Origin of the sequence: Acidocella sp. (genome assembly GCF_050253495.1) — a bacterium.
Classification (GTDB): Bacteria; Pseudomonadota; Alphaproteobacteria; order Acetobacterales; family Acetobacteraceae; genus Acidocella.
The window spans coordinates 1-16,562 of the sequence record NZ_JBFWIX010000011.1 but is presented as its reverse complement, the minus strand read 5'-3'; the positions used below and the strand labels follow the sequence as shown (position 1 = coordinate 16,562).

Genomic DNA, 16,562 nt, shown 5'->3' with positions numbered 1-16,562 from the left:
GAACAAATCAGCCTGAACAGACATAAGAGGCCGCATGCTTACTTTCCTGATCGCGCTTCTGGCGGCTTTCTTCCTGTGGGAAATCGCCGTCATCAAGGTCAATCTCCGCCTTGACGCCACAACGCGCAAACGCCTGTTCAAGGCTGGCGGGCGCTTTGCCATCGTGGCGCTTCTGGTCGAGTTCACGGAATCGCTTGTGCCGCAATCTGGCCTCTCCCCCGCCGCCCATGCCGCCGGGCATGCCTTGCTGATGGCGGCCATTCCAGAGGAATTCATCAAATTCCTGGCTGTTCTGCGCTTTGGCAAACGGGAATTGAACGCAACCGGCCCCGGCATCGCCGTGCTGCTGGCGGTCGGCACATCGCTTGGCTTTGGTGTTCTGGAAAGCCAGTTCGCCAGCCAAGGCGGCGATTGGATGCTGCGCGCGCTCGCCGCCTTGCCGATGGATGCTATTTTCGGTTTCACCATGGGCAGTTTCATGACCTTCGCCTGGCGCGTTCCCGGCAAGACCGACGAGACCATGCTGCTGCTGGCATTGCTCGTGCCGACGGCCTTTCATTTCCTCTTCACATTCCTGCTGATTTTGCACGGCTTGGAGCCCTCCCTCCTCTGGCCTCTCGCCGCGCTGCCCGCCGCCATGCTGCTGGAGGGCGGCTTCGCGCTCATTCTCACCAATCATGCCGTGAACCGGCTGGCGGATCCCCCCGCGCCACGGCGGCCCGTGGATCCGGCGGGGCGGCGGGCCTTCCAGTTCGCCGGCATTTCGCTGGTCTTGACCCTCACCGCCCTGGTCATGGCGGCCGAGCATGCGGACCTGCGTGCCTTGGCCCCCTGCGCGGCCTTGCCGCTTCTCTTCACGCTGGATCTGGGGCTCGTCGCCCTGGCGCGGGCCAAGGGGTACACATAAAATCCGTGGGGGATGTCGCCGGCCGGCGTAAAGAGAGAATCGCCCTTCTCACCGAAACGGGACCCCGCATTGAAAGCCGGACCTTTTCTCCTCGGGCCAGCCGCCTGCCTGCTGGCCATCTGCCTGACACCCCCGTCATGGGCCCAGAGCCCGCAACAGCCATCCAGCACCGCCGCCAATGCCGCCAGATCCGGCGCGCGGCTCGCGGGCATGAATGTCGGAATCGCGAAGCGCTATTGCCAGATGCCGCCCGCCATCGCGTTTCCGCCCGGGCTGCTTGAGCGCTATTGCGCCGATGCGCGCAGGCATTTCGCCGCCGACCCCACATTCGGCGAGGATTTCGCTTATGGTCAGAGCATCAAGACCGTCGATGCCTTCTATGCCATGGCCGCGCAATCCAGCCCCGCCACGGCGGAACAGGCGCGCCGCGATTCATGCACCCGTCTCATCGCGGCGATGGAGCGGGAAACGCACAGCCCCTGATCCGGCTGGACTATCCCGCCGCGGCCACCAGCGTTCCACCGGTAAAGCGCCAGATGCGGTCCAGATACTCCACCCCGGTCAGGCGATGCAGGATCAACAGCACCGTGCGCCCTTCCGTGGCGGTGTTGAAGACACGGAAAAACTCCTGCTCCGTGGCTGAATCCAGCCCCGCGCACGGCTCGTCCAGCAGGATGATCGGGGCATCCATCAACAGCGTGCGCGCCAGGGCGAGCCGGCGCCCCTGCCCACCGGACAACGTGGCCCCGCCCTCGCCCAACCAGCTATCCAGCCCCTCTGGCAGAGCGCGAATCACATCCGCCACCTGGGCCGCCTCCAGCACCTCCCAGAGCCTGGCTTCTTCCGCCGCCGGGTCGCCGAGCAGCAGATTATTGCGAATGCTGTCCGCGAAGAGATGCGTGGTCTGTCCCAGATACGCGATCCGCTGGCGCAGCGCCTCGGCGGGCAGTTGCGCGATGTCCGTCCCGCCGAAACGGATCTGCCCGCTCACCGGCTTGATCAGCTTCAGGATCAGCGCCGCGATGGTGGATTTGCCCGCTCCCGACGGCCCCAGAATCGCGGTGCGGGAGCCTTCCGGCAATTGCAGGGACAGATTCTCGAACACGAAGGGCCGGTTGGGCGCATAACGGAAACTGACATGCTCGAAGGCAATGGCGTTGCGGCTGGGCATCGGTGCCGGGGCGGCGGGGTCAGGCACGGGCGGCCCAGCCTCCGCGGCCTGCACCACCCGCGCCGCGGCTTTTCTGGCCTGGCCATAGAGCAACCCGGCGCGCGGCAGCCCCAGCACGGTCTCGAACGTGGCGGTCAACACCAGCACGGCGGCCACGGCGGCAATGGGAAGGCCAAAAAACCCCAGCAGGATGGCCAGCAAAATCCCTCCCTGGGCGGCGATGAAGGCAATGGCGTTCAGTTTCGCCCCCTCGCCCGCCAGCTCACGCTGAGCCGCCAGAAGCTGCGCCTCGCGCGCCTGCACTTCGGCCAGCACGCGTCCCTCCGCGGAGAAAATCTTTACCTCCCGCAGCCCATGCAACGCATCCAGCGCCGCGGTGCGCAAGGCCGCCATGGCCAGCCCGGCCTTGCCCGCGTTCGCCTCCGCCGCGCGCGCGGCGCGCCAGGGCAGCCAGAACGCCACGAAGCAGAAAGGCAGCAGCACCAGGAGGGCGAGCCCATGCTCGCGCATCAGCGTCCAGGCCAATATCGGCACCAGCACAACAGCCCCCAGAAGCGGCACGAAAACCCGCAGGAACAGACCGTCCAGCGTGTCCACGTCGTTCACCAGCCTGGACAGCGCATCGCCGCTGCGGCGCACACCCAGCCCACCCGCGGCACTGCGCGCCAGACCGCTGAACATCCAGACTCGCAGATCCGCCAGGGCGCGGAAAATCGCCTCATGGCCGACCACGCGCTCACCATAGCGCAGCACCACGCGGGTCACGCCGGTCCATGGCAGCAAGGCCGGCACGAACAGCACGGCACCCGCCACGGCCACGGCCAGATAATGACCCGAGAGCCCCATCAGCGCCACACCGGCCACCAACGCCCCGAGCGAGAGCAGCACCGCCAGCAGCAGCCAGCCAGGATGACGCGCCCAGAGTGAAACGATTCGCGTAACCGGGCTCATGCGTTCACTCCCCGCCAGCTGGCGTAACGTAATGCGTCGAGATCGATCCGCCGGGCGCCGATGGTTTTGGCGAAATCCATCGCCTGGGTGGAATGGGTGGCCAGCACCACGGTGCGCCCGGCGGCGAGATGTTTCAGGCTCTCCAGAATATCGCGCTCCACGGCCGGGTCGAGATGCGAGGTCGGCTCATCCAGCAGCAGCAGCGGCGCATCCTTCAGAAAGGCGCGCGCGATGGCGATGCGTTGCGCCTGCCCGCCGGAAACGCCAAACCCACCTTCGCCCAATGGCGTCTTGATGCCTTGCGGCAGGCTGGCGATCAGCTCCTCCAGATGCGCGTTGCGGATGGCCGCCTTCAGCTCTTCCTCGCTCGCGGCGGGGTTGGCGAAACGGATATTTTCCTCGATCGTGCCCGCGAAAATCACCGGCTTCTGGCCGATCCAGCCGATCATGCGGACCCGCGCGGCGGGCACCAGAATATCCATCTCCGCGCCATTGATGGTGATCCGCCCATCCTGCGGCGCCAGAAACCCGAGAATAAGGTCGATGATGGTGGATTTGCCCGTGCCCGAGGCACCTGTCAGCAGCAGCATCTCACCGCGCCCGACCTTGAAGGACAGATTCTCCAGCACCGGGCGTGTCTCATCCCAGCCAAAGGTCACATGCTCGAAAGCCAGCGTCACCCCATGCGCGGCGACGGAGCGTATATCCGCCGGCGGCACCGGCGCCGGCGCCGCCGGCAGGGCCTGGAATTCATCCGCCACCGCCTCCACCGCCATGCGGTCGCCATAAACGGCGGCGAATGCCCGCAACGGCGCGAAAAATTCCGGCACCAGCAAAATCAGGAACAAGGCGGTGGGAGCCAGCTCGTGCGCGCCATGCAGCACCGGCGTGAAACGGATGACGATGAGCACCAGCGCCACCGCCGCCGCCAGATCCAACCCCGTGGAAGACAGAAACGCCACACGCAACACCCGCATGGTGCGCTCGCGCAGATCCGTGGCGGCACGCCCCAGGGCCCGCGCCTCATCCTCGGTTCGCCCCGCCAGAACGATGGTGGAAATCCCCCGGATGCGATCCAGGAACCGCACCTGCAGGCGGGTCATCGCCACGAATTGTTTCTTGGCGGCAATGCCCGCGCCAATGCCCGACACCGCCATGGCGAAAGGCACGAACAGCCCGGCGATCCCCAGGATCAACCCGCTGCGCCAGTCCGTCAGCAGCGCCACCGTTCCGATCAGCACCGGGCCGATGATCGCCATGCCGGTGGCGGGCACCCAACGGGCGTGAAACCCTTCCATCGCCTCCACCCTGTCAACCGCCGTGGCGGCCAACTCGGCGGAGTGACGGCCGCGCAGCCCCGCCGGGCCCAGAGCCAGCAGCGCGCTGAGCACCTGGCCGCGCAGCCGCCGCCGCGCAGCCGCGCCAAGCTCGAAATTTCCACGCTCATTGCGCAATTGCAGCCCGGCGCGGGCCAGCACGGCCAGGATGAACATGAGCGCGCTGCCCCAGACAGACAGCCCGCCACGTTGCACATGCAGCAGCACCGCCAGCAGCCGCGCCGCCGCGCCCGCCTGGACGATGCCGCAAACAATCCCGGCCGCGCCAAAAAGAAAAGAGGTTCTCGCGGCCCTGACCCCGTGCTTTTGCTCCGATTTGATCCAGGGTTTCGTGGCTCTTTTGCTCATGGCCGCTTTTCTAACCGGCTCGTTCCGCCTTGCCCAGGGCTGGACGATGCGCGCAAATCGTGAAAAGCCGCTGCCAAATGATCATCGCCAGAACACTCGCAGAGCTTGAAACCGCCCGCACCCGGCTGGACCAGACCGGTTTCACCCCCACGATGGGCGCCTTGCATGAAGGCCATCTTGCCCTCATCGCCGCCGCGAAACAGGCCGGCCTGACCCCCACCGCCAGTATTTTCGTCAATCCCACCCAGTTTGGTCCAAACGAGGATTTTTCCCGCTACCCGCGCGACGAGGCCGGCGACCTCGCCAAGCTCGAACAGGCCGGCTGCGCGCTGGTCTGGCTGCCCTCGGCGGAAACGATGTACCCAGACCAAGCGGCCACCTCCGTGCGGGTCGCCGGTCCGTCCCGTCTTTGGGAGGGCACCATCCGCCCCGGCCATTTCGACGGTGTCGCCACGGTGGTCGCCAAGCTCCTTGGCCAGATGCGCCCCGCTTGCGCTTTTTTTGGCGAAAAAGACTGGCAACAGGTGCAGGTGGTGCGGCGCATGGTGGCGGACCTCCTGCTGCCCGTGCGGATCGTGCCGGTGCCGACGGTGCGCGAGGCCGACGGGCTGGCGAAATCCTCCCGCAACCGTTACCTTTCTTCACAAGAACGTGCCGCCGCGCCAAATCTTTTCGCCGTGATGCGCGAGACCGTGCGCCGAATCGAGACAGGAGACGCCGTGGAGGCCTGTCTCGCCGCCGCCCGCGCGGCCTTGATCGGCCATGGCATGGTGCCGGATTATCTGGCCCTGGTTCATGCCGAAAATCTGGAACCGCTCGACGCGCCCTCTCCCCCCTCCCGGCTGATCGCCGCCGCCCGGCTGGGGCCTGTCCGGCTGCTGGATAATCTCGCCGTCGGATAAAAGGGCCAGAAGGCGGGTTTGCCGCCCCGGGAAACAGCCCCCACGGCTTACTGAAGCCCCGCCACCAGCAGCGGATTCGGCGCCGCGAGTAACCATGACAGCAGCGCCCAGACCGAGCTGACCGACACACCCAGCACCAGCCCCAGCAACGTCCCCGTCTGGCTTTTGCCAAAGGCGGCCCGGCTGAGCGGAATCGGACAGCGCCGGCCCAGCACCAGATTACAGGCCAAAACTCCCGCCAGACATGGCAGCAGCACGGCGCCCAATGCTGGCGCCCGCGCCAGCACCGCCAGCACCGGCAGGATAACCACCAGCAAGGATGCCTGGGCCGAAGCCGCGAACGCCGCGCGCGGCACCAGCGCCGGGGCCACCGGCGCGGCTTGCGTGAGCTGGGGCATATCATCCATCGCCGCCAGCACGGAGATGAAGAACAAGCCGAGCTGTCCGGCCAAAAAGACCAGCAACGGCACCGTGACGGCCAAACCCAGCGCCACCTTGCCAAGCAGGATCGCCGCCACCGGCACCAATGTCAGGGACCGATAGACGATCTGTGTCGCCAAACCAGGAAACCGCGCCAGCAAGCGCCTGTTCCTGGCGAGGAGCACGGAAAAAGCTCCGCCCTGGAAGCGCGCCTGCTGCGCCATGGCCCGCCCGCCTGGCCGGTAGCTGGCCGCGCTGATGGCGCCGCGCGCGAACGGCCCCGCCAAAAACACCCAAACCAGCAGAAACACCAGCGCCGCGCAGGCCAGCCCTCCCAGCAAGGCGCCTGGCTGCCCCAGCAACCCGCGCGCGAAAAAATAGGCCAGGCCGCCGCCGCCGGGCCCCGGCAGCACCCCCGCCCAGAACGCGGCTAGCTCTGGCCTCGGCACGAAACGCGGCGCCTGCCCCAGAATGAAAATGCCAACCGCTGTGGACAGGGCCAGGGAATGCCCGGCCCGGCGCGCCGCCATCGGGCCGATTCGCCCCACCAGCGCGACCACCAGCGCGAAAGCCAGCGCCGCGACGATCAACGCCTCCCCCGCCAGCATGGGATAAACCGCGAGCGCCCAAACCTGCCCCTGAAGGGCCAGCCCATTCGCCAGCACACCCGCCAGCAGCAACCAGGGGGCTCCGATGCTGGCCGCCACCCCCAACATGCGCACCGCCAGCACGCGGTTGGGCGGAATCGGCGAGGCCAACAGAAAATCCGCGTCTCCGCGCGCATAGATCACATCCGTGCTCGCCATCATCGCCCGCGAAAACATCAGCACGAACAAAAAGGCGAGATTGATGTTGGCCGCCAGCAGCATGATGTTTTCCGCCACCGGATGCCGCGCGATCAGCCTTGCCACCAGCAGCCCGATGCCCTGGAACACACCGCCCACGATGAGCGCGGGCAGCAATACATAACGGTGCGTGCGCACCAGGATGGAACCGCGCCAAAGCACGCGCAGCTCATGGCGCAGCAGCCAGAAAAACCCCGGAGCGGCGAACATCAGAGCGCCGTGAGCTGAAGAAACACATCCTCCAGCGTGCCGGTCTCAAAGCCTGTATGCGCCCGCAGATCCTCAAGCCGGCCCTCGGCCACCAGCCTGCCGCCGGAAAGAATGCCGATGCGGCTGGCCAGGCGCTCCGCCACCTCCAGAATATGGGTGGTGAGAATAATGGCCGCGCCATTGCCGACATGCTTGGTGAGCAGTGTTTTCACCAGCCTGGCGGAGGCCGCGTCCAGCCCGGTGAAGGGCTCGTCCAACAGCAGGAATTTCGGATCGTGAATCAGCGCGCCCGCCAGCACGGTCTTCTGCTTCATCCCGCGGGAGAAGCCCTCGCAGCGCTCCGCCCGGTGCGGCCAAAGCCCCAGAAGATCCAGCAACTCCTCCGCGCGCCCCCGCGCCAGGGCGGGCGGCACCCGCCAAAGACCGGCGATGAATTCCAGATATTCGAGCGGGCTCAGCTTGTCATAAAGCAACGGCTCGTCCGGCAGCCAGGCCATGATGGATTTCGCCCCCAGCGGGTCGCGCGTCACATCCCGGCCGAATACCTCGATCCGCCCCGCATCCGGCGGCGTCAATCCGGCGATCATCCGCAGGCTCGTGGTCTTGCCCGCGCCGTTGGGGCCCAGCAGCGCATAAAACTCGCCGGGCCGGATGGACAGATCGAGCCCGTCCACCACCTTGCGGCCGAATGATTTGACCAACCCCCGCGCGTTCAGCGCCAATTCGGATTCCATGGCGTCAGCCTATCCAGCCAGACAGGCCGCCGCCAGGGGGGATCAGTCCTTCGCCGCGCCGTCGTAGCGCGCCCGCGCCGCCTCGATCTCACTGAAATGCAGGCCGGCCCAGTCCAGAAGCGCTCCCAACGGCACCAGCACGGACAGCCCAAGAGGCGACAACGCATATTCGACGCTGGGCGGCTTGGTGGGAAACACCGTCCGCGTCACCAGCCCGTCGCGTTCCAGCTCGCGCAATGTCTGGGTCAGCATCCGCCGGGAAATATCGGGCACCAGCCGCAGCAGCACGCTAAACCGGCAAGGCCCCTCGGCCAGGGCCATCAAGAGCAATGCCGACCATTTATCGCCCGTCCGGTCGAGCAGATTGCGGGCAGGGCAACGTTGCGCGTTGAACCCGGCGGCGGCCCACTGGCTGAAACGGCGGCCCTCGGCATCCATGGTTACTTTCTCCTTACCTCGGCACTGAAACATGCCTTCTTTCAAGCACGCTAAACAAACGCCAGCTTACATTTGGTTATCGAACGAGACCAATGAAAGGAATTTAGTATGTCGCCAACTCCACGCCTGCTGGTGACCGGCGCCGCCGGACAACTCGGGCAGCTTACTGTCCAGGCGTTGCTGGCGCGCCTCCCCGCCGCTGAAATCGCGGTGAGCGTGCGCAAGCCCCAGGATGCCGAACGCTTCACCGCCCAGGGGATCACGGCGCATATCGCCGATTACACAAACCCCGCCTCTCTGGATGCCGCCTTCGCCGGAATTGAGCGGTTGCTGCTCATCTCCTCCAACGCGCTGGGCCAGCGCGTCGAACAGCACCGCAACGTGGTCGTGGCCGCCATGAAGGCGGGGGTGCAGAGGCTGCATTACACCAGCGTTCTACACGCCGATGCATCCAGCCTTGGCCTCGCGGAGGAACATCGCCAGACCGAAGCGCTGATCACCACCTCCGGCATGGCCTTTGTGCTGCTACGCAATGGCTGGTACACGGAAAATTACGCGGCTGGCGCGAAAACGGCCGTGCAGCATGGCGTGCTGCTCGGCGCGGCGGGCGATGGCCGCATCGCCGCCGCCGCCAGGGCCGATTACGCCGAGGCCGCGGCCATGACCATGCTTGCCGCCATGCCCGCGCAAATTTACGAATTGGCGGGAGATACAAGCTTTACTTTAAAAGAGTTCGCGGCGGAAATCTCACGCCTGAGCGGCACCGGGGTCGCATATGAAAATCTCGACCCGGCGGCTTACGAAACCGTGCTGAAACAAGCTGGCCTGCCCGCCGGGCTGGCAAATTTGCTGGCCGACAGCGATGCGGCGGCCAGCCAGGGCGCGCTGTTCGACGATCATGGCGCCCTTGGCAAATTACTGGGCCGGGCCCCCACGCCATGGCGGGAAACCCTAGCTTCGGCTCTCGGGTAAGATCCCCTGGGGGCGCCGGATTTCAGCCTTCCTGTCAGCCTTCCTGGCGGTAATTGGGCGCCTCGCGGGTAATCGCCACATCGTGCACATGGCTTTCGCGCAACCCCGCTCCAGTGATGCGGCGGAACTTGGTCTGGGTTTGCAGGGCTTCGATGTCGGCGCTGCCCGTATAGCCCATGCCCGCGCGCAAGCCGCCCACAAGCTGGTGCACCACGGCGGCCATCGGCCCTTTATAGCCCACCCTGCCCTCGATGCCTTCCGGCACCAGCTTCAGCGTATCCTTGATCTCCTGCTGGAAATAGCGGTCCGCCGAGCCGCGCGCCATGGCCCCCAATGAGCCCATGCCGCGATAGGATTTATAAGAGCGGCCCTGATACAGGAACACCTCGCCGGGCGCTTCGTCGGTGCCGGCCAGCATGGAGCCGACCATCACCGCATCCGCCCCGGCCGCCAGAGCCTTCACCATGTCGCCCGAGGCACGGATCCCGCCATCGGCGATCGCCGGCACACCGGCCTTGCGGCAGGCGGCGGCGGTTTCCATCACCGCGGTGAATTGCGGCACGCCGACACCGGCCACCACGCGCGTGGTGCAGATGGAGCCCGGCCCGATGCCGATCTTGATCGCATCCGCACCGCTATCGATCAGCGCCTGCGCGCCCTCGGGGGTTGCCACGTTGCCGGCGATGATCTGCACATCGTTCGAGGCCTGCTTGATCTTCGCCACCGCCTTCAGCACGCCATCGGAATGGCCATGGGCGGTGTCCACCACCACCACATCCACCCCGGCCGCGATCAGCGCCTCCGCGCGCTCGGCGCCATCCTTGCCCACACCGGTGGCCGCCGCGACGCGCAGCCGCCCCAACTCGTCCTTATTGGCGAGCGGATAAGCCTCGGCCTTGTCCATATCCTTCACGGTCATCAGCCCGACGCAATGGAACGACTCGTCCACCACCAGCAGCTTTTCCAGCCTGCGCTTATGCAGCAAGGCCCGTGCCTCCTCGGGCGACACCCCCGCCGTGACCACGGCGAGATTCTCCCGGGTCATCAACTCATAAACCTTGGTGCTCGGATCGGTGGCGAAGCGCATGTCCCGATGGGTGAGAATCCCGACCAGCTTACCGTCGCGCTCCACCACGGGAAAGCCGGAAATATGATGCTGAGCCATCAGCGCCTGGGCATCGGCCAAAGTCTGGTCGGGGAAGATGGTCAGCGGATTCACCACCATGCCGCTCTCGAACTTCTTCACGCGGCGGACCTGGGCGGCCTGCTCCTCGATCGTGAAATTCTTATGGATCACGCCGATACCGCCCTGCTGCGCCATGGCGATGGCCATCTGAGCCTCGGTGACCGTATCCATGGCCGCTGAAATCAGCGGAATATTCAGGGAGATCCGCCGGGTCAGCCGGGTGTTGGTCTTCACCATGGCCGGCAGGACCTGGGAATAGCCCGGCACCATCAACACATCGTCGAAGGCCAGCGCCTCGGCGATCCGCCCCATGAAGTTCAAATTGTCCGAAATATCCAATGCCATGGCCATGCCTACCAATTAAGACCTTGGCGGTTCCCAATAACCGCCAAGCCCCCCCCGCGCAAGTCAGGCGGGCCATGCGCTGAGAACACGGGTGCCCAGACGGGCCTACTGCAAAAACCGCCGCCGCAGCACGCGCCGCACCCGCGCCCAGGTCACGCGCACCCCCGCCTGCCGCAGGGAAATCCAGCCTATGCGCATATAATCGCGCCAGCGCGTGACCCCAGCCGGGGCGACATAGGCACCGCCATCCGCCGGCACGCGCCAGAATGTGCCGATGGTGGCGAAATCCGATTTTCCATATTCCCGGTTATGCGGCAGCCCGGCCAGATCGTGATACTCAAACGATGTCGGGTGGTTCACCAGCGCGTCGAACAACAGGAAAAGCGTCTCCCGGAACTCCTCAAGGGTAATATCCGTCAGGAACGGCTTGATAAAATCCGCGAACGCCTCGGTCTGGCGGTGCATGCGTTTCACGAAAACTTCACGCACCATCTCGTATTGCGGCTCGTGCTCGATGGGCACCGCCACCACCGAGCCATCCGCGTTCATATCGAAACGGCAAATCTGCGCCTCAAGCGAGGCAAAAGGCAGTTCCAGCAGTTCCACCCCCCGCTCGGCTATGCTCACCCAGCCCTTATCCGTGCCCTTGTGGAACAGGAAGGATTTGATGCCGTCATGCATATGGGCATGCGCGAGCGTGCCGATATAATAACCACGGAACGTCTCTCCGGCGAACTGCTCCATGCGCCGCTGGGACGACAGCGCCCAGCCGCAATCGGCCACGGCATCGGTTTCCGGATCGAACCCTTCCTTGGACAGATAGGATCGATAGCCCGCCAGCTCCCCTTCGGCGATTCGTTGAATGATGGACTGGCAGTCCCGCAATGCCCGCAACGCCGCTTCCACCCGGCGCGGTCCGTTGATCGGCAGGTCCAGCGGCGTGATCTTGCCCAGCATTTTGAGCAATTCGGTGTCGTCGGCCAAACCCAGCCGGTGGATACAATTTTCCAGCGTCACCGAGGTGCTGGTCGTCAACAAGGAGGGAAGCTCCTTCTCGAAACCCGTCACCAATGCCGGCATCATCGTCAGACGGCGCGAAGTATGGAAGATGGAGGCCTGGCCCGGCAGACCAAGGCGCCGCCAGACACTCTGCGGTGATATAACCGTCCCGCGTGGCGAGACGTACATGCTTCACCTTGTCGGCCTCCGCCATCACGCTCAGCCAGTACGCAAAACCCACCACCAGCGGCCCGGCATACATGGCGCCATATTGCGACGCCACGCTGGCGGCTGGGCTGACGGCCCTGAACATGGACAGATGCGCCACCAGCACCGAGGCCAGCAGATTGCGCTCTGCGCCATTGCCACGCGTGGCCGCCACCCCAATCTGATGCACCGCCACCTGATTGTAACGCGTGTCGCGCCATAATTGCTCGCGCAAGGCGGGCAGATGATAACCGGCGACGCCCGCCTCCAGCGCCGCGGCGCAATCGGCCTTGAAATTATCGCCGAAATGCAAAACCTCCTCGGGCCGCAGCTTGAGCGTGGCGCAGACCTCGCCATAAAGCGAGCCTTCATGCTTGGATTTTCGATAGGCGCAGGAGACGAACATATGCGCCACCGGCAACCCGTTGGCGGTCAACAGATCCTGAATGAAATCAGGCGGCAAATACATGTCCGACACCGCGACGACCGGCTTTCCGGCCCTGACGGCCATTTCGTAAATCGCCTCGATTCCCGGGGAACGGGTCAGCACGGCGCGCTCCAGCTCCAATTCCAGCTCCATCAGCCGATGGGCCGTCCAGCCGCGCGCGCCATCGGCCGGCAGGCGCAATGCCTCGTAAATTTCCGCCAACGTCACTTCCGGCGAACCGGTTTTTTCAAGCAGCTTTTCCCGCGCGTCCGCCTCGGCCTTGATCCGCGCCTCATGAAAACCGGCAACACCCGAGCGGCGCTCGGCCAGCGCGAAGACATCCGTGGCGTTCAGCACCTTGCGCACCAGCAAGGTGTCGAACACATCGAAGGAAACAACCTTGGCCTTCGCGATCAGATCCTGAAGCTCATCGCCATCCGGGAGCGCCACGGGGGAAAACAATCCCTGGTGGCGGCGATCCTTGAGTTTCAAAAACGGCTCGGCCTCCAAATGATCCATAAAATACAATTAACCTCCTCGTTTCGTACCCCTGTCGCGGGGCACGGGCAACCATGCCAAAACCGGCTCCATCACGGAAAGCCGGGCCGCGGACAGATCGCGTGGCTTTCCAAAAAGCAGCCCATGACAACGCTTTACGTCAGGCCATAACTGTATTGCAACACTTTGTCACTCCGCCGGGCGAAAGCCGGTGGCCACCACATACATCTCCTTGGACTCCTTGCGGCTGGCCGGCGGCTTGGCATGTTTCACGCTCTTGAAGCGCAGCTTGAGCATGTTGAGCATCTCCTTCTCCGCCCCGCCCTGAAACAGCTTGGCCACGAACCCGCCGCCAGGTGCCAGTATCTCACAGGCAAAGGCCAGCGCCGTCTCGGCCAGGGCCATGATGCGCAGATGGTCCGTGGCGACATGGCCCGACGTGTTGGGCGCCATGTCCGACATCACCAGATCCGCCTTGCCGCCCAGCAATTCGGTCAACCGGGCCTCGATCCCCTCTTCCAAAAAATCGCCCTGAATGAAATCCGCCCCGGGCACGGGCGGGATTTCCAGCAGATCGACACCAACGACCTTCGCCGCCCCGCGCGCCAGCGCCACTTGGCTCCAACCGCCGGGAGCGGCCCCCAGATCCAGCACCCGCGCCCCCTTGCCGATCAGCTTATATTTGTCGTCCAGCTCGATCAGCTTGAAGGCCGCGCGCGAGCGCCAGCCCTGGGCCTTGGCCGCGGCCACGTAGGGGTCGTTGAGCTGTCTTTGCAGCCAGCGTTGCGAAGATGTGGAAAGCTTGCGGGCGTTTTTCAGCCGCACGGCCTCCCGGCGGGGAGGCAATTTGGAGGTCTCGGTCATATGTGCGGACGGTTTTTTTGATTCGGCATACCGCGCATCAGCCGCATCAGCATGCCCTCGCGCAACCCCCTATCGGCCACCACCAGCCGCGGTGCCTGCCATAATTCATGAATGGCGGCGAAAATGGCACAGCCTGGGAGCACGAACTCGACCCGCTCCTGACCGATGCAAGGGTGGCGGGACAGCCCTTCCCGTCCCAGCGCGCGCGCCTCGGCCAGCGCCTCGTCCACCGCTTGGCGGGTGAGCGAAACACCATCCACCAGCCCGCGCCGGTAACGCTCCAGCTTCAGCGAAACGCCGGCCAGCGTGGTCACCGTGCCCGAGGTGCCAACCATCACCACCCCGCCTCGCCTAATTTCCTCGCCGAAGCGATGCACCGCCTCGAAGGGGCGCAGCATCGTGACAATATCGTCCGTCAGGCGGGCAAACCCCTCCGGCTGGTAACAAGCCCCCGCGCAGCGCTCCGACAATGTGACCACGCCCACCGGCAAGGAGAGATAGCCGATCAGCTCCGGTTGCGCGCCGCCATCGAGCCGCACCCAGGCGATCTCGGTTGAACCGCCGCCAATATCGAACAAAAGCGCGCGCCGCCCGGCCTTGCGCAGCAGCGGGGCACAGCTTTCCACCGCCAGTTCGGCCTCCTCGCGCGGATTGATGATTTCCAGCGGCAGGCCGGTGACATCGCGCGCATGACGGATGAACTCCATGCCGTTCTCCGCCTGGCGGCACGCTTCGGTGGCAATGGCGCGCAGTTTGATCGGGCCGCTACATTCATCCCCCGCCCAGCGCTGAACGCGCTCCGCGCAGATCGAGAGCGAGGCGATCGCCCTGTCCATGGCCATGGCGGAAAGCCGCCCGGTTTCGTACAGCCCTTCCCCCAGCCTGACGACTCGCGAAAAACTATCCAATATATGAAACCCATGCCCCGTCGGCGTGCCAACCAGCATGCGGCAATTATTGGTGCCGAGATCAATCCCCCCAAACACGGCGCGGCGGCGCCCTCGCCGGTGCCACACCGGCCGCGTCGTCTGCGCGAGGGAGAACTGACTGGCCATCTCTTATATATTCGCGGATTAGCCCCGCTGGGCAAGCCGCAAACGCCGCGCGGACCGCCCAGAACCAAATATTTTATGATCGCTCGATGACAGCGGGCGCTTGCTCCTCCCGCCCAGCGGTGCTAGAGGCCCGCCACCGACACCGCTTGGGGGATAGTTTAGCGGTAGAACTCCCGGCTCTGACCCGGGCAGCCTTGGTTCGAATCCAGGTCCCCCAGCCACCGCTTATGCGCATGAATTAAATCAACGAGTTAGCAGAGCAGGAAGTTGAAGAATAAGGCCCAGAACATATGTGGGAACACGTCTACAGCGGCCCGTCTTCGCCGAGGGAGGCTACGCCGGGCCTAAACTGCAAGGACGCCTCGAAAAAATAGGGAAATGGACGATCCAAATCGTAAAGCGCTCCGACAATGCGGAAGGTTTCGAACTCCTGCCTCGTCGATGGGTTGTCGAGAGAACCTTTGCCTGGCTCGGCCGATGCCGACGTCTCGCCAAGGATGTCGAGGCAACAATCGCCAGTGCAACCGCTTGGGTACTGCTCGCCCACATCCGACTGCTTACAAGAAAAATCGCGCCGCAGAGGTAGTTATACTACCATTCAGAGTCAGGCTCTTAGACTAGCAGGAGCAGCTGCCGTCAGGACCCGTTAGTTTCATGAACCGGCACCGCCATAAAATCAGCCCGGCAGGCCGCCACCTTACTGGCAAGGCTCGCGGTCTTCACGCGAGACAGGGCTGCTAGAGCCTCTGCCTTCCACTTAGCCACTTGGGCATCTGTCGGTTCAATGAGCGGAACACCGCAAACCGCGTCCAAAGGAATATCTCCGCCCGTGAGAGGTAGGACGCCCTGGGGATTCTTGAGCAGCGCATAGGCCAGAGCGCCTGTCAGGTCCTCGCCCGTCCCCGCATCGGTGCCTGGGCGCAAGGCGGCGGCAACCTCCAGCCACTCATTATTACCCGTGGAAATCTGGTTCAGTACGTCCGTCCATTGATCTCCGGTGCCAGCCGACAACTGCACCACAACGCTTCGCGCCCCCTGCTGGTGAATGTCACTGAGCAGTTTCTGGGCCATGGGTGAAGCAGCAAAGGCTGGCCACGCACAGGCTGCGGTCAGTATTCCCAAAAGAGCCACACGTCTCATTGCGTCACCTGTAGGCGATGATCCCCGGAGGCCCAGATTTTATGCCGTATTTGTGGCCCCATGATGATGCAGCCCTGGGAAGCATCGTGGCGCCGGTTATCGCCATGAATAAGGAAACCGTTACGCCCAAAGGTAACCGAACCGGGAACAGGGGTTAAGCGCATGACATAAGGGCCGTGCGTCGTGGTATCGTGAGGAGCGCCGATGGTATAGGAGCCCTGGGGAATCGGGCCGATATTCGGGACAGACTGCATGGCTGGATTATTCCGCCCGCCCTGAGTTCCTGAGTACCCTTTCCCTACCAAACGGCCATTTTCGGATAGTTCGCCGGTCGATTGGCTATAGGTCCAGGCCATAAAGGCGCCTCTCGTTTAACTTGACGGGCAGCGTACTGGCTGCCATCTCTGATTGTCTACACAGTGGCAACATTACATTTGAATAACATTGCCTTGTGCTGCTCCCGCCCTTGGCCCGGCGGCCCAGACATGTATCATTCCGGCATGCCACCGTCCTACCAAATTCCCGGCTTAGCCGTCCTGGCACTTATCATCGCCGTCTTGGCGGTGATTACCATAGCGCCCCTGTTCAAACGCTCGGCCCGAACGA

The 16,562-nt window shown here is 64.4% G+C and carries 16 protein-coding genes, 1 tRNA gene and 2 pseudogenes; 7 read left to right on the top strand and 12 right to left on the bottom strand.

Annotation, left to right across the window (positions count from 1 at the left end; translation table 11 throughout):
* The first annotated feature begins 34 nt into the window (after positions 1-34).
* Both AB7D48_RS10045 and AB7D48_RS10040 read left to right on the top strand, forming a co-directional pair.
* Positions 35-907: a PrsW family glutamic-type intramembrane protease gene (locus AB7D48_RS10045; protein WP_427978409.1), complete on the top strand. Its 873-nt coding sequence runs from the start codon at positions 35-37 to the stop codon at positions 905-907.
* Between the two features lie 69 nt (positions 908-976).
* Positions 977-1,390, top strand: a complete 414-nt coding sequence (locus AB7D48_RS10040) for a hypothetical protein (protein ID WP_427978407.1) — start codon at positions 977-979, stop codon at positions 1,388-1,390.
* Between the two features lie 10 nt (positions 1,391-1,400).
* Here the strand turns inward: AB7D48_RS10040 and cydC are convergent, their stop codons facing one another.
* Together cydC and cydD are read right to left on the bottom strand one after the other, a co-directional pair.
* On the bottom strand, positions 1,401-3,029 hold the full coding sequence (gene cydC / locus AB7D48_RS10035; RefSeq protein ID WP_427978404.1) for a thiol reductant ABC exporter subunit CydC: 1,629 nt from the start codon (positions 3,027-3,029) through the stop codon (positions 1,401-1,403).
* Complete coding sequence (cydD, locus tag AB7D48_RS10030) at positions 3,026-4,714, bottom strand: thiol reductant ABC exporter subunit CydD (RefSeq protein WP_427978402.1); 1,689 nt, start codon at positions 4,712-4,714, stop codon at positions 3,026-3,028. Before cydD ends, cydC begins: the two co-directional genes overlap by 4 nt.
* 77 nt (positions 4,715-4,791) lie before the next feature.
* Here cydD and panC point away from each other — a divergent pair, with 77 nt between their 5' ends.
* A complete protein-coding gene (gene panC / locus AB7D48_RS10025; protein ID WP_427978399.1) occupies positions 4,792-5,616 on the top strand; it encodes a pantoate--beta-alanine ligase in 825 nt (274 codons plus the stop codon).
* A 47-nt stretch (positions 5,617-5,663) separates the two neighbouring features.
* Here panC and AB7D48_RS10020 read toward each other — a convergent pair whose 3' ends face one another.
* Genes AB7D48_RS10020 through AB7D48_RS10010 form a run of 3 tightly spaced genes read right to left on the bottom strand, consistent with a single transcriptional unit; the run spans position 5,664 to position 8,263 of the window.
* The gene (locus AB7D48_RS10020) at positions 5,664-7,091 is read right to left on the bottom strand and encodes a hypothetical protein (protein WP_427978396.1); all 1,428 of its coding nucleotides are present in this window, start codon (positions 7,089-7,091) and stop codon (positions 5,664-5,666) included.
* A complete protein-coding gene (locus AB7D48_RS10015) occupies positions 7,091-7,825 on the bottom strand; it encodes an ABC transporter ATP-binding protein (RefSeq protein WP_427978393.1) in 735 nt (244 codons plus the stop codon). Before AB7D48_RS10015 ends, AB7D48_RS10020 begins: the two co-directional genes overlap by 1 nt.
* Before the next feature lie 42 nt (positions 7,826-7,867).
* Positions 7,868-8,263, bottom strand: a complete 396-nt coding sequence (locus AB7D48_RS10010) for a winged helix-turn-helix transcriptional regulator (protein ID WP_427978391.1) — start codon at positions 8,261-8,263, stop codon at positions 7,868-7,870.
* A gap of 108 nt (positions 8,264-8,371) precedes the next feature.
* On the opposite strand from AB7D48_RS10010, the gene AB7D48_RS10005 reads away from it, so the two are divergent.
* Entirely contained in the window at positions 8,372-9,235 is an 864-nt protein-coding gene (locus AB7D48_RS10005) for an NAD(P)H-binding protein (protein WP_427978389.1), read from the top strand.
* 34 nt (positions 9,236-9,269) lie between these two features.
* On the opposite strand, the gene guaB is transcribed toward AB7D48_RS10005, so the two are convergent.
* Together guaB and AB7D48_RS09995 are read right to left on the bottom strand one after the other, a co-directional pair.
* Positions 9,270-10,766 carry an IMP dehydrogenase gene (gene guaB / locus AB7D48_RS10000; protein ID WP_427978387.1) on the bottom strand — a complete coding sequence of 499 codons (1,497 nt, stop codon included), beginning with the start codon at positions 10,764-10,766 and terminating at the stop codon, positions 9,270-9,272.
* Between the two features lie 105 nt (positions 10,767-10,871).
* The gene (locus tag AB7D48_RS09995) at positions 10,872-11,954 is read right to left on the bottom strand and encodes a hypothetical protein (RefSeq protein ID WP_427978656.1); all 1,083 of its coding nucleotides are present in this window, start codon (positions 11,952-11,954) and stop codon (positions 10,872-10,874) included.
* On the opposite strand from AB7D48_RS09995, the gene AB7D48_RS09990 reads away from it, so the two are divergent.
* Positions 11,939-12,157, top strand: a complete 219-nt coding sequence (locus AB7D48_RS09990) for a hypothetical protein (protein ID WP_427978654.1) — start codon at positions 11,939-11,941, stop codon at positions 12,155-12,157. The genes AB7D48_RS09995 and AB7D48_RS09990 overlap by 16 nt on opposite strands.
* 134 nt (positions 12,158-12,291) lie before the next feature.
* Here the strand turns inward: AB7D48_RS09990 and AB7D48_RS09985 are convergent.
* From AB7D48_RS09985 to AB7D48_RS09975, 3 genes and pseudogenes are all read right to left on the bottom strand, one after another.
* Positions 12,292-12,918 (bottom strand): annotated as a pseudogene (locus AB7D48_RS09985) (hypothetical protein); the annotation flags it as partial.
* Positions 12,919-13,086: 168 nt separating this feature from the next.
* Positions 13,087-13,761 (bottom strand): RlmE family RNA methyltransferase, encoded by a 675-nt coding sequence (locus tag AB7D48_RS09980; RefSeq protein WP_427978385.1) that lies wholly within the window; start codon positions 13,759-13,761, stop codon positions 13,087-13,089.
* On the bottom strand, positions 13,758-14,816 hold the full coding sequence (locus AB7D48_RS09975) for a Ppx/GppA phosphatase family protein (RefSeq protein ID WP_427978382.1): 1,059 nt from the start codon (positions 14,814-14,816) through the stop codon (positions 13,758-13,760). The genes AB7D48_RS09980 and AB7D48_RS09975 overlap by 4 nt, the downstream gene beginning before the upstream one ends.
* 147 nt (positions 14,817-14,963) lie before the next feature.
* On the opposite strand from AB7D48_RS09975, the gene AB7D48_RS09970 reads away from it, so the two are divergent.
* Both AB7D48_RS09970 and AB7D48_RS09965 read left to right on the top strand, forming a co-directional pair.
* Positions 14,964-15,037 (top strand) — tRNA-Gln (locus tag AB7D48_RS09970).
* An 89-nt stretch (positions 15,038-15,126) separates the two neighbouring features.
* A pseudogene (locus AB7D48_RS09965) lies at positions 15,127-15,402 on the top strand (transposase); the annotation flags it as partial.
* A 50-nt stretch (positions 15,403-15,452) separates the two neighbouring features.
* On the opposite strand, the gene AB7D48_RS09960 reads toward AB7D48_RS09965, so the two are convergent.
* Entirely contained in the window at positions 15,453-15,887 is a 435-nt protein-coding gene (locus AB7D48_RS09960; protein WP_427978380.1) for a hypothetical protein, read from the bottom strand.
* 65 nt (positions 15,888-15,952) lie between these two features.
* Positions 15,953-16,312: a tlde1 domain-containing protein gene (locus AB7D48_RS09955; RefSeq protein WP_427978378.1), complete on the bottom strand. Its 360-nt coding sequence runs from the start codon at positions 16,310-16,312 to the stop codon at positions 15,953-15,955.
* Positions 16,313-16,562 lie beyond the last annotated feature (250 nt).